At 41.8% G+C, this 12,913-nt stretch carries 9 protein-coding genes; 3 read left to right on the top strand and 6 right to left on the bottom strand.

All coding sequences use genetic code 11. The annotated features are described in order from the left end of the window. Positions 1 to 34: 34 nt before the first annotated feature. Entirely contained in the window at positions 35 to 3,403 is a 3,369-nt protein-coding gene (locus EHS15_RS18640) for a methylmalonyl-CoA mutase family protein (protein WP_135762122.1), read from the bottom strand. A 99-nt stretch (positions 3,404 to 3,502) separates the two neighbouring features. Continuing rightward, positions 3,503 to 4,324: a lysophospholipid acyltransferase family protein gene (locus tag EHS15_RS18635; RefSeq protein WP_135762097.1), complete on the bottom strand. Its 822-nt coding sequence runs from the start codon at positions 4,322 to 4,324 to the stop codon at positions 3,503 to 3,505. Between the two features lie 72 nt (positions 4,325 to 4,396). Between EHS15_RS18635 and EHS15_RS18630 the strand changes: the two genes are divergently transcribed. From EHS15_RS18630 to EHS15_RS18620, 3 genes are read left to right on the top strand one after another with little or no spacing between them, the layout of a single operon-like run. Further along, a complete protein-coding gene (locus EHS15_RS18630; RefSeq protein ID WP_246052307.1) occupies positions 4,397 to 5,392 on the top strand; it encodes a phosphatase PAP2 family protein in 996 nt (331 codons plus the stop codon). Beyond that, positions 5,389 to 6,666, top strand: a complete 1,278-nt coding sequence (locus EHS15_RS18625) for an oligosaccharide flippase family protein (RefSeq protein ID WP_135762095.1) — start codon at positions 5,389 to 5,391, stop codon at positions 6,664 to 6,666. Before EHS15_RS18630 ends, EHS15_RS18625 begins: the two co-directional genes overlap by 4 nt. Positions 6,667 to 6,676: 10 nt before the next feature. Next, positions 6,677 to 8,107: a hypothetical protein gene (locus EHS15_RS18620; RefSeq protein ID WP_135762094.1), complete on the top strand. Its 1,431-nt coding sequence runs from the start codon at positions 6,677 to 6,679 to the stop codon at positions 8,105 to 8,107. Here the strand turns inward: EHS15_RS18620 and EHS15_RS18615 are convergent. The 4 genes from EHS15_RS18615 to EHS15_RS18600 form a co-directional block, all read right to left on the bottom strand. Next, positions 8,104 to 8,991, bottom strand: a complete 888-nt coding sequence (locus EHS15_RS18615; protein ID WP_135762093.1) for an ATP-binding protein — start codon at positions 8,989 to 8,991, stop codon at positions 8,104 to 8,106. The genes EHS15_RS18620 and EHS15_RS18615 overlap by 4 nt on opposite strands. Before the next feature lie 75 nt (positions 8,992 to 9,066). Beyond that, positions 9,067 to 10,434 (bottom strand): PDZ domain-containing protein, encoded by a 1,368-nt coding sequence (locus EHS15_RS18610; RefSeq protein WP_135762092.1) that lies wholly within the window; start codon positions 10,432 to 10,434, stop codon positions 9,067 to 9,069. Continuing rightward, a complete protein-coding gene (locus EHS15_RS18605; RefSeq protein WP_135762091.1) occupies positions 10,421 to 11,884 on the bottom strand; it encodes a S1C family serine protease in 1,464 nt (487 codons plus the stop codon). Before EHS15_RS18605 ends, EHS15_RS18610 begins: the two co-directional genes overlap by 14 nt. Continuing rightward, on the bottom strand, positions 11,877 to 12,794 hold the full coding sequence (locus EHS15_RS18600; RefSeq protein WP_135762090.1) for an LIC11113 family protein: 918 nt from the start codon (positions 12,792 to 12,794) through the stop codon (positions 11,877 to 11,879). Before EHS15_RS18600 ends, EHS15_RS18605 begins: the two co-directional genes overlap by 8 nt. Positions 12,795 to 12,913: the final 119 nt, after the last annotated feature.

Below are 12,913 nucleotides of genomic sequence, written 5' to 3'. Positions count from 1 at the left end.
TTCTCCCTAAAGAATGCCGATCTTGAGAGATAGTTTACATATTTCTTCTGTACTGTCCACCCACTTCATAGAGCGCTTGTGAAATTTGCCCCAAAGAAGCGGTTTTCACCGTTTCCAAAAGTTCTTCGAAAATATTCTCCTTATTTCGTGCCTTTTCTTTCAGCGAAGAGATCGTTTTTTCCAACTTAGGTTGGTTTCTGTGATGAAAGTTTTGGAGATTGGAAATTTGTTTTTTCTTTTCTTCGTCCGTAGAACGAATCACTTCTCCGGGAATCACAGTAGGAGAACCGTTTTTACTTAGGAAAGTATTCACTCCTATGATCGGATACTCGCCAGTGTGTTTTAGAGTTTCATAATGAAGGGATTCTTCTTGGATCTTATTTCTTTGGTACATTCTTTCCATTGCACCCAGAACTCCGCCTCTTTCCGTAATACGGTTGAATTCGTCCAAAATTGCATTTTCCACAAGATCGGTTAATTCTTCGATGATGAAAGAACCTTGCAAAGGATTTTCATTCTTTGCAAGACCTAACTCTCTATTGATGATCAACTGGATGGCGACCGCACGACGGACAGAATCTTCCGTAGGAGTAGTAATCGCCTCATCATAAGCATTCGTATGAAGGGAATTACAATTGTCGTAAATTGCATATAATGCCTGCAATGTGGTTCGAATATCATTGAAATCGATTTCTTGAGAATGGAGGGAACGACCTGAAGTTTGAATGTGATATTTCAACATCTGAGATCTTTCGTTTCCGTTGTATTTGTATTTCATCGCCTTCGACCAAATACGGCGAGCCACACGTCCGATCACAGAATATTCGGGATCGATTCCATTGGAAAAGAAAAAAGAAAGGTTCGGAGCAAAGTCATCAATGTTCATTCCTCTGCTTAGATAATATTCCACGTAAGTAAAACCGTTCGCCAAAGTGAAAGCCACTTGTGTGATCGGATTGGCTCCCGCTTCCGCAATATGATATCCGCTGATGGAAACGGAATAGAAATTGCGGACATTTTGTTCGATAAAATATTTCTGAATGTCCCCCATCATTTTCAGAGCAAATTCCGTGGAAAAGATGCAAGTATTCTGCGCTTGATCTTCCTTCAAGATATCCGCCTGTACGGTTCCTCTGACTTGGGATAGAGCTTCTTTTTTCAACTTGGAATAAACATCCGCAGGAAGCACTTCATCTCCCGTAACTCCCAGAAGCAAAAGTCCCAATCCTTCATTTCCGGAAGGAAGATTTCCATTAAATCCAGGCTTTGCGATTCCTTTCGCTTTGTATATGGAATCGATTTTGGATTGAACTTCTTCGGTAAGACCGTTCGCACGAATGTATTTTTCACAAGCTTGGTCGACGGCAGCGTTCAAAAAGAACGCTAAAACCATCGGCGCCGGCCCGTTGATAGTCATGGACACTGAAGTGGAAGGATCACAAAGATCGAAGCCGGAATATAATTTTTTCGCATCATCCAAAGTTGCGATGTTTACGCCGGAGTTTCCGATCTTTCCGTAGATGTCCGGACGAAGATCGGGATCTTCTCCGTACAAAGTGACCGAATCGAATGCAGTTGACAGTCGTTTGGCGGGCATTCCTGAACTTAAATAATGAAATCTTTGGTTGGTTCTTTCCGGGCCGCCCTCCCCCGCAAACATACGAGTGGGATCTTCCCCGCTTCGTTTGTAAGGATACACTCCCGCAGTATAAGGAAAAAAACCTGGAAAATTTTCCTGATACGACCAACGAACGATGTCTCCCCAATCCACGAACCTAGGAGCTGCGATTTTAGGAATTTTCAAATGACTGAGAGATTCCGTATAATTGGAAACTTTGATTTCCTTTCCTCTCACAAAATAGCTGTAAGACTCTTTTTTAAAACTTTCTACTTTTTGTTTCCATTCCTCTATATGCGTTTTGGAATCCAAAGACAGAGAGTCCCAAAGGATTTGGAATTCGGATTCTAAATCTTTCGTATCCTTTCCTTTTTTGGATAATAGATCGATGCTTCCTTTCAGCTGAAAGGCGGATCTTGCAGTTTCCGATTCATTTTCGATCCAGGAAAGATTTCGGTCGATTTCTTCTTTGATTTCCGCCAAATAACGAACTCGATCCGGCGGAAGAACTACGGAAGATTCATTCGAGGATTTTTTATTTTTGAAATCACTCTTCCAATCCAATTTCGTTTTATCGATCACTGTTTGGATCAAATTGATGTACAATTCGTCCGTTCCTGCGTCTTGGAACTGAGAAGCGATAGTTCCGAAGACAGGCATATCGTCTATGTTTTTGTCGAAAGCCTGTCTCGATCTTTGGTATTGTTTTTTTACGTCACGTAACGCATCCAATGCGCCTCGTTTGTCAAACTTATTAATAGCGATCACGTCCGCATAATCGATCATATCGATTTTTTCCAGCTGCGTAGCCGCTCCGTATTCCGGAGTCATCACATAAAGGGACACGTCGGATACTTCCGTAATTTCCGAGTCACTTTGCCCGATCCCTGCCGTTTCTACTACGATGAGATCGTATCCTGCCGATTTTAAGATTTGAATGGCGCCTTTCACACTTCGATTGAGAGCGATATTGGCTTCTCTTGTGGCGAAAGACCGCATATACACTCGTTTGTTGAATATGGAATTCATTCGAATTCGATCCCCCAAAAGAGCTCCTCCCGTTTTTCGTTTGGAAGGATCCACAGATAAAATCGCAATCGTCTTCTCGGGAAAATCGTTCAAAAAACGACGAACCAGTTCATCGGTAAGAGAGGATTTTCCCGCTCCTCCCGTTCCCGTAATTCCCAAAACAGGAATGGTGGTTTGCGGTTCGGGAAAGTTTAGTTTCAAAGATAAGGAAGGGGAATCCTGCAGCAAAGAAAATTCCATCTGAGTGATTGCTTGGCCGAGAGCCAAAGGATTTTTTTTAACGATCTGGCTTTGCAGATCCCCGTTAAACGAAAGAGGAGTGGGGAAGTCGGATCTTCGAACCACATCGTTGATCATCCCTTGCAATCCCATATTTCTTCCTTCATCCGGGGAATAGATATGAGTGACTCCGTATTTATGAAGTTCGTCGATCTCCGAAGGAAGAATCGTTCCACCGCCTCCGCCAAACACATGTATATGACCTGCTCCGTTTTGTTGCAAAAGATCGATCATATATTGAAAAAATTCTACGTGGCCGCCTTGGTAACTGGTGATGGCGATCCCTTGCACATCTTCCTGGATGGCACATTCTACGATTTCTTGGACGCTTCGGTTGTGGCCCAGATGAATGACCTCTACCCCGCTCTGCTGCAAAATCCTTCTCATGATATTGATGGAAGCGTCGTGCCCATCAAAGAGAGAAGCCGCAGTGACAAAACGTATTTTGTTTTTAGGTGAGTAAGTAGAGGTTTCCATGATCATACATGACTACGATCTCACGGGAACCCCAGAAGATTCAATGTTAAAATCGAACCTTCTATGCCATAGTTTTGGAACTATTAAGGAAAAAGTTCGTTAATCGGACTCAGGGTTTTGGACTAGAGCTGCGACTCTCTTTTCCAGAATCTCAGTAAGTTCTTTCGCTGCCTTTTTTTCCGGCCCTTGAGGAAATTCGGAAGGCAGGATAGGCTTTCCGATATTATAACGAATCTTCGCTTTGAACGCTTTTCCGGAAAGAAATGCCTGAGGTTTGGACATATTGGTGGCACCGCTGATTCCGGAAGGGATGATAGGAACCCCTGCACGGATCGCCATTTTTGCAGCCATAGCTTTGAAAGATCCCACTTCTCCCGTTTCGGATCTGGTACCTTCCGGGTAAATGGAAAGGATTTCTCCTCCTCGCATAAGACCCACCATGTATTCTTCCAGTTTTTCGTAATATTCCATAGCCGCTTTTTTATCCATGGTTGTGGTTTCCCCTGCGGCATTTCGAATGATGGGCATACTTCCCCAGTGGATGAGGTTGGCTTTGATGATCCCTCCCAAGGATTTGAGAGTGTATTCTATCATAGGTTTGGTGAAGCTGAGAGGGGGATAATGAAACGGTGAATTTTTATGATTCACATATTTCATGATCTCTTCCTGAGGATGGAAGAGTTCATATTTTCCCAAATAGACGATTTTTCTCTCCGCATAGGCGCCTTGGACGGGAATGTCCAGATAATCCGTATGGTTTGAGACAAAAAGAGCTCCCCCCGTTTCCGGGATGAACTGGGAACCGGTGACTTTCACATCATACACCAATTCCAAAAGGCTCCTGAGAATCGTTTTAGGGACTTCTCTGGGAATTACAAATAAACTGTCTAAAATATCGTTGTCTTTTTGATTCTCATCCATAGGAAACTCCACACATCTGAAAATAAAACTTTATGAAATCAAGTTGGATTTTCATCCTAGATGGAAAATCCTATGATCCTAACTTCAGCAATTTTCGCACAGATTTGGTTTTCGGGAGAACCTTTAGATTTTCTCCACGGATTGGATCCTACCTTCGGTTCCCTGTTTTTTTTCCTCTCCGTCATTTGTCATTACCTGGGAGGAACCGTTTTTTTCCTGGTTCTCATCTCTTTCGCTTACGCATTTTACAATCCTAAACTCGGATTCGAGCTGGCTACCGGCCTTTTGACCTCCGGCCTTGTGATTGCCTTGGGCAAATTCTATTTCGAAAGTCCCAGACCGTTTCCTTATCCGGAAGCCTTCGGAGAAAAAGCATTCGGTTTTCCTTCCGGGCACGCCTACTCGGCAGTAGTCGTATGGGGATTGTTAGCTTATCGTTTTAAAAATGTTTGGTTCCGACTGCTTTGCATTTCGATCATCCTCATCACTCCCTTAACGAGAATGTATTTGAAAGTGCATTATCTGGGAGATGTGACTGCGGGTTTTTTCGTGGGTCTTATCCATTTAGGAATCTTAATTTCTTTCCTTTCCTATCTGGATAAAAAATCCCTTCCGCATTACTTCATTCAGACGGATAAACACAGAACCCTCAGTCTTTTAGGATTGGTTTTGAGTTTTTCAGTGATTCTTCTGGATTCGAAATATTTATCCCCGGAACATCATCATAGTTTGGCGACTGCGGTCACAGCCGCCGGTTCCATCGCAGGTTTCTGGATAGGAGTTTTGTTTTATCCTAAATTTTCAAAACATGAATTTTTGAATTGGGGTATGCCTGTTTCTGAAGGAAAGTTCGATCTATCTGCCTTCGGTGTGAGACTGTCGGTATTGATTTTAGTTTTAGGAATCTTTTATATCCTGCCGTCGTCCCTCGCACAAAAAACGGAATGGAAGGATGATCTGCTTCTCAGATACATACGTTACCTGATTACAAGTTTTGCTCTCATCGTAATTTATCCTATTTTACTTCAAAGGATTGCAGGAGGGCGTTTTCTTTCCGCCTCCCGATGAAAAAAATCGTAAACGTAATTCGTTCTCTGAAAGGAGAACTCACTAGAGAAGGAGTTTTAAAAAATTCCTTCTTTGTTAGTTTTTCGAAAGGAATTTCTTCGGTCACCAATTTGGCCTTTATGATTTACTCCGTAAATCTATTGAGCAAAACGGAGAACGGAAAACTTCAATACTTTCTGGGATTTCTACCGGTGGTACTTGCTATTGCAGAATTCGGTCTTCCCAATGCACTGATCAAATACATATCTCCGTTAGTTGACAAAAAAGAAGACCCGGGGGCTCTTCTCAATGCTTCCCTCAGAATCAAATTCTATTCTTTTATGATTCTGGCTGCGCTCAGCATCCTGGCCTTCGCATTCACAAATGAAAATTATTTCGTAATCGCTATTTTACTCTTCGGGGGAGTGATCGTATCTTTTCTTTCCTACTTCGAAAGCCTTTTCGTTTCTTACAGAAAATACAAAGCACTTTCTTTATGGAACCCTTTACCCAATTTACTACGATTAGGTGTTCTCATCTATTTCGCAGAAACAAGCATTCATCCTCTTTCTTATCTGGACATACTCACCATCTTCTGCATCTCTCCTCTCTTCGTTCTGTTTTTGTTTTTCTTTTTTTTCCAAGGAGAGGAACTTTCTTTTTCCGCACCGAAAGAGGCGATACAAGACAGCCAGAAAAAACTGATGATGTTCAATCTTTGGGCGTTTGCGGCATCCATATTCGCCATCCTTTCCGACAGATTGGAGATTTTTTTCCTGAATCAATTTCATCCTCCCGAAATTGTGGCAGATTACGGAACCGCCTTACAATTATTCAGTGGATTCGTCATCATACTATCGACTTTCAATTCCATCATCTATCCTAAACTTTCCCGACTGGCCGACTCGGAGGAATTTCCCAACTTCCTGAAAAAGTCGGTAGCGCTAGGAGGACTCATCGCCTTCCTACTTCTTCCGGGAATTTTTCTTGCGGAACCCATACTGACTCTGTTATTCGGAGCAAAGTATTCGAATTCCATATCCGTATTTAAAATCCTTTATCCCAATTTCCTTCTTCAATTGGTATTCGCCCCTCTGGGAACCGCCTTATTTGCATTAGGTCAACCTAAGATGCTGGCGGGACTGGCGCTTCTCAGACTCGCTTTGGGAGCCGTATTCGATTTCTGGATCATACCCGATTGGGGAGCGAACGGTGCGGCCATTTCCTTATTTTTGGGACAAGTGGTTTCCTGGCTGATTTTGGTGGGATACTTTTTGGCTTACTTTAGGAAATAGAAACTTCCGCATGAACCGTTACGGTATCCTTTTCTTTTCTCTCTTTTTTATTTCTACACAGATATCTGCCGTTTCTTATTCGGATTATTTTTGGGACGACTTCAAAGCCGCTTTGGATTGGGGAAGAGTCAGTCCCAAAGCCCAGAATCGATTTCAGAATTTCGTAGAAGAACCTCAGGAAGGTTTCGGAGCCGACTATCATATCTATGGAGGAGGTGCCTTTCGTTCCCAAAGAGGAGGAGACGATAAGGACCAAGCGGGAAAATATCTGGGTTTAGGGCAGGCAAGTGCCCAAGCCGCTTTTTATTATAGATCGAAATCGTATTATCTCTCTTTGATCTTAGGACCCAGACTTCTTGCCGCAGAATCAAAGTTAATCGAAAAAACAGTAAACTCTGTCTGGGACGGGGAAGCCGTTTTGAGTCTCGGAGCGGAATTTCAAAACCTCGACTTTCACTTGGAAGGAGGAAGAGGCTGGCAAAGGTTAGACGGTTTCGGTTTTTTATTCAACGGAATGGCGGAATTCGGAGAAGTAGGAGTTTCCAAAAACAAAGTTTTATCTTTTTCTCTCCTTTCTCTTAGAATGAAACCGGAAGAAGAACCCCTTTCTCCGAAAGCATGGAATCACAGCAGAAGAGAAATGTGGGGGGGAAACATTCGATCGCAAGGAATTTTATTCTGGGAAAACCTTCAGTTCTTTCATTATATCTATAGAGAACCGAATTTCGATCCATCCGAATTCAAACTTTATCCTCAAAATGTTTTCGGACACTATCTCTACTCCGGAATGGAATTCAGATCGGCTTCTTTTTGGAAAGATACAAATCTCGATCTTTCTTTGATTCGAGTCACAGGAAGCAGAAAACAAACCGCTTACCCTTGGCAGGAATCGGAGCAAACCACCGACAGTTTTTTAGCTTACTCTTCCCTTCATGGAAATCTAGGGGATTGGCTTTTATCGATATCGGGTTTGTACACCCGTAAGGACAAAGAAGAGAGAAGAGATTCAAATAGCGACGGATATGCGGCTCCTCTTGCGGAACCTAGAGTTCTGGGAGGATATTCCTCTTTTTTACTTTATCAGTCCGTTTACTTTCCAAACGACAGATTGTTTTACGATCTTTTGGCGAAAAAAGATCCCGGATTCGAAAACAAAGGAATTCAAATGACTGGAATCCAAATCGGACATTCCTTTCTGCCTTCTTTGAGAGGAGATGTGTTCCTCAACCGTTCTCATTCGGAAATGGGGATGGGAACGGAAATGATTCTGAAGCTTACAGGAAATTTGGAGAATACGATCAAAGGCTTTTTTACAGCTTCCATTTGTTATGCGAATGTTGATCCCCAAAAAACCGTGGTATTTGTAACGGAGCCTTTTAGAGAAAAGTCGGCGGAAAAAGAATTTTGGAGATATTATGTTTCTGCAGGTTTTAAATTCTAAACAGGCGTAGTCCAGTGCTTATAAAATCGAACTTCGTTTCCTTTCTGATTGTATTTGATCGTATCGATATTCATCTTTGCCAGAAAGATCCCTCTTCCACTCACTAAATTCGCTCCCGGATTTTCGATGGGATTGGGAACGGAAGCCAAATCGAAACCTTCTCCATCGTCCTTAATCATGATCTGAATTCCATTCTGATCCAAACTCACATGCACTTCTATGGACAGTTGACACTGTTCGCATTTTCGATCCACATAGAGGAAATAATCTTCGTTTGCTTCCAAAAGTTTTTGTTTTTCCTGATAACTCACACCGGCTACTCCATGTTCGATGGCATTGGCGATGAGTTCGTACAAAACAACTTTTAAGGAAAGTAAATCTTCCTCTCTGGCACGAGGATTGTTCAAAATGGGTTCTAAAATGAGAGCCACATATTTATTGATATTTTTGATTTTAGGTCGGAAGAGAAGGGTATAGTCTCCCGCAACGAGAGAAACTTCTCCCGTATGAAACAACAGATTCGTGTCGTTATCCGTATTTTCGAATTTTTTAATTCTAAGACGGAGAGATTCCATCCGAAACGGTTTGAGGAAAAAATCGACGGCTCCCATACGGAACACATCAATTGCTATCTGAATGTCGCTGTCCCCCGTAATGACTACGAAAGGAGTATAGATGGATTCAGATCTGAGTTTTTGGATGAACTGTATTCCGTTTAACTTAGGCAAGCTGATATCGGAAATGATTAGGTCGAAACTTTGAGTGGTAGCGGCAAGAAGTGCCTCTTCCCCGTTGGAAGCTAAATGGACATCGAACTCTCTGTGGAAATATTCTTGGAAGAGTTCTCGAATATTATCTTCATCATCAACAAAGAGGATTTTCATCAATACAGCCTAAGACCGGCCTTCAATTTCGCCAAATTTCCGTTCTCCTGTAAATCGATTTTTTCGGAGATGTGCTTAATCTTGCAAATTCTGAAAGCGGTCGATTTTATAGGCGGATTGGAGTTCCGACTGAAGGGCTTGTAGATCCCGTCTAGTAAAGACGGTAAACTTTCCTCCCGAAAACTCGAAGGCAAAATAATCGATGTCGTCCGTTTCGATTTTGGTTTTCAATTGTGAAAGTGAAGTAATCCTAACTCCGTTCACTTTTTCCAAAATCAAGTCCTGAAATTCATGATATCCTAAATTTCCTTCCAAAGGAAAAACCCTGCTTAAAATAACGATCTTCTCGCGAACAGGGTGCGTTTTTTTCTGATAAAAATCGGTAAGATAAACTAACTTTTTCTCGGACTTTACTCTGTATTCCGCTCCGAATTCCTTCAGATAAGATCCGGAAAGTTCCGTAAAAAAGAACCCTCCTATGATGAAATACAAAGGTTTTTGTTCAGGAGCTTCATCAGGAATCAGGAACGCATCCGTTTTATAACGGGAAAGAGGGTAAGATACCTTAACTTTTGTATGGTTGCGGTAGACGGTAAGATCCGTTTTTGATCCTGCCTTTTTCAGATTTCCAGCTCCGTCCCTTAAAATCAAATCCATCACTCTGTCGTAACGATCCCAATCGTTCAAAGAAGCCAAAGAACTTTCCCCGATTCCTATGACGATGTCTCCGGGAAACAAGCTGTATGCGGGGCCGACTCCTGGAACCGCTTCCGACACTAGAACTCCTCTTCCTATATCTTTGGAATAATATTCCTTTTCGGAAGGAGTCAATTGAACATCGAACGTCCAGCCGGGATGAGGGAAGGATCGAACGGATCCGGTTTCGTTGAAAAAATAACGAACATATTCCGTAGGAATCAGAAAATCGGAATAGCTAATACCACATAACAAAGATTTATTGAAAATGAAATTGGGTTCGTCCGCTTCCTTTTTCTCCAAAAGAAAAACCTTGATGGGCGTTTTGGAAAAAGGCAACTGCACATATCTGGATTTTCCGGTCGAACAAAGTTTTTTCGCAGACTTATCGTCTAGGGAGATTTTTTTGGAAAGTTTCTCCGTATCGACTGATTGAAGTAATGTGAAACCTGTTTCAGGATCGTATGCGGCAACTTTTAATTTGGGAACGGAAAAATCCAAAGATTCGAATTCAGCGAAAATGGGTTTTTGACGTGCCAATGTCATCGTAAAGAACTGACCGCCTCCCAAATGAATGGCAGTTCCCTTTTTCACGAAAGGTTCTCCGATCATCCAGGGATTCTGATGGCTGACCTTTTGAAAGGTGATCCTTACATCTACCGAATTGCTGTCTTCCAAAGAAACGGAAAACAGATACGAATGCAAAAACAAACAACAAAAAACGACTGCGGCTTTACAGAGTTTCATAATTAGCTCCGTATCTTTTTTTAACTCTGACATTGATTTGTTCCACGGATTCGGGCCGCAAAACAATAGGAAGATCCATTCCTCTGAAACGGAGCACGATGAAATTCCTGGAATTTTCTTTCCAGATTTGTTTCAAATGATCCAAATCCTTCGGCACCACTCCGTTAATAGATTCCAAAACTTTGAATTTATATTTTTTGTATTTGGCAGTTTCAGGATCGTCGAACGTATAACTAAGAACAATATCCCTGTTCGTATAACGATAGAGTAGATCCTGAATGAAATAACTGTAGTGGTATTTTAAGGAACTGTCCAAATCTCCTTCTTCAGAATTGAAAAAAGATCTGGAAACGGGCTGGAATACAAATCCCGCGGAAAGAAGATAATGATCCGAATTTTCCCTGTAAAGTTCCAAAGAGAAATTTTTCTGCAATGTTGCTTCCGTTTGGTATTTTTTACCTGAGCGGTACACCTCTAAATTGATTTTAGCGCCTAACTGTTTCCCTTCGATGTATTCGATGATGAATTCTTTTTTCCCTGTCTGGTTGATTTCACCTTCGTTGCTGATGTTAAATCCGTCTATGCTTACTAAAAAGTCCTTCTCTTTCAATAACGACGAGAAGGTAGACTGAGGGTACACTCGATTCACGAAAATTCCGGACTCTTCCGCAGGGATTCGCAAAGCTTGCTTCAAACTTACCGGAGTCCCTCCTTGAAAAGTGAATCCTAAGTTAGGAAATCCGTCGTATTTTCCGTCTTTGATGTCGGATAAAAAATGCTGAATGATATCGTTAGGAATCAGATAAGCGATGTCTTTTCCCAACTTGCTGATTTGGAACAAAAGTCCCACAACCTTTCCGTTTTGAATGGCAGGTCCTCCCGAATTTCCTGGTTGGGCATGGGCATGGATTCGGATCACATTTCTAAAATCAAGACCGGAAAAACTATAACGGTTCTTTTCATAACGAAGAACGGAACCTTTTTCTACGGTTAAGTTTTCCTGACCGTTTTGATAGCCTAACACTAACAAATCGGAGCCGAGCGCGGGAGGGATATCTGCGAAACTCAAAGAATCGGTATTGTTTTCGAATTCTTTATCCTTCACTTCCAAAAGTGCCAAGTCACAATCGTAACCGATGAATTTCACTTCCGCAGGATATTCTTTGCGGCTCACTCCCGTTCGCACTGTGACTCGTTTCGCATCTTGAATCACATGTGCATTCGTAAGAACCAAACGATCCGAAATCACAAGTCCCGAACCGAGTCCGGTACTTAGGTTCTTTTTCATCCAAGGCTGGATTTTATTTTCGGAGGAAAAACCGTCGTTTCGAACCAGGACCACGGAACGAAAGATATCCTCCACTCCCACATCTTCCTCTTTGTTTTGAGAGAAAAGGGAGAAAGAAAAAAAGATAAATAAGACAAAGGAGATGAATGTATTTCTATTCATAAAAAAGTTTATGCTCCTCCCAAAAAGCCTGTTCATTCGTGATTTTTCTCATTTTCAATTTTGCGAAAAAACGATCTCCCTTCGCAGGATTTCCGGAAACAACTCCTGAAACTTCCAGTTTCCCTGCGGGATTTCCTGGAACCCGCACAAGTGCGTACGGAGTGTTCTTCACACAGGAGATTTGAAAAACATAAGAGATCGTATTATCCCAATAAAAACTTTCATCTACTTCCTGGAACAAAAGAGGACATGTATCATCAAAAAACACCTCAATACTGCTAGGTGATTCTTTTCTTCTGTTTTCGTCGTAAGCGATCGTTTTAAAATAAATCAAATTGGGGTTCTTCAGTTCTCGGAAGCTGTTTTTCTTTTCCGTTTTGCTGGTAAAAACAGACTTTGTGCCGGGATAATCGAATTCCAAATCGTTCTTATTGTACGTGTGCGTCTGGTTCGCTGCGATGTTATCGACTTCGGATGGACCCATTACGACTTCGAGGTAATTTTTATTTCCGATCTTATGGTATCCTGCCAGTCGAAAATGACCCGGAGGAATTTGTTTTTCCAATTTCGCTTGAGAAAAACGAATCAATCCTTCTTTGTTTCCGCTTTCACAATCCAATGAATAGTAACGAACCGTTTGATAGGAACCGGATCCTTTCAGCTTGCAGCCGGATGAATCCTGGAACGCAAATAGGTTTTTGTTCCGAATCCAATTCTTAATTTGAACGCCGATAGTTATTTTTCCGTCCGCTTTCAGTTCTTCATATAACAATGATAAGGAAGTTTGTTTTTTTCCAGAATGAATTTTACCGGCCTCTAATCCTGCGCCTGCATAAAAAAGCGGCATAAGTAAGGACAAAACGGTCAGTTGAAATTGAGAAAACATATTGGGGCTCAAGGGATTATACATAGAATATCGGTTCACCTACCCCCAAGAATTGAAGAAGGGATCTTGAATTGTTTCCGGATTATGTCTCACCTTTATAGGTAATTATTTTTTTTGGTTTTCAGGCTTTCAAAAAAGAGAGG

This window comes from Leptospira idonii (assembly GCF_004770995.1).
GTDB classification, from domain to species: domain Bacteria; phylum Spirochaetota; class Leptospiria; order Leptospirales; family Leptospiraceae; genus Leptospira_A; species Leptospira_A idonii.
The sequence above is the reverse complement of the archived record's forward strand: the minus strand, read 5'-3'. Positions and strand labels throughout refer to the sequence as shown.

Coding starts and splice junctions, on each gene's coding strand:
- EHS15_RS18600 (WP_135762090.1), bottom strand. CDS start 12,794: ATGTATAATCCCTTGAGCCCCAATATGTTTTCTCAATTTCAACTGACC.
- EHS15_RS18610 (WP_135762092.1), bottom strand. CDS start 10,434: ATGAAACTCTGTAAAGCCGCAGTCGTTTTTTGTTGTTTGTTTTTGCAT.
- EHS15_RS18605 (WP_135762091.1), bottom strand. CDS start 11,884: ATGAATAGAAATACATTCATCTCCTTTGTCTTATTTATCTTTTTTTCT.
- EHS15_RS18635 (WP_135762097.1), bottom strand. CDS start 4,324: ATGGATGAGAATCAAAAAGACAACGATATTTTAGACAGTTTATTTGTA.
- EHS15_RS18615 (WP_135762093.1), bottom strand. CDS start 8,991: ATGAAAATCCTCTTTGTTGATGATGAAGATAATATTCGAGAACTCTTC.
- EHS15_RS18625 (WP_135762095.1), top strand. CDS start 5,389: ATGAAAAAAATCGTAAACGTAATTCGTTCTCTGAAAGGAGAACTCACT.
- EHS15_RS18630 (WP_246052307.1), top strand. CDS start 4,397: ATGATCCTAACTTCAGCAATTTTCGCACAGATTTGGTTTTCGGGAGAA.
- EHS15_RS18620 (WP_135762094.1), top strand. CDS start 6,677: ATGAACCGTTACGGTATCCTTTTCTTTTCTCTCTTTTTTATTTCTACA.
- EHS15_RS18640 (WP_135762122.1), bottom strand. CDS start 3,403: ATGGAAACCTCTACTTACTCACCTAAAAACAAAATACGTTTTGTCACT.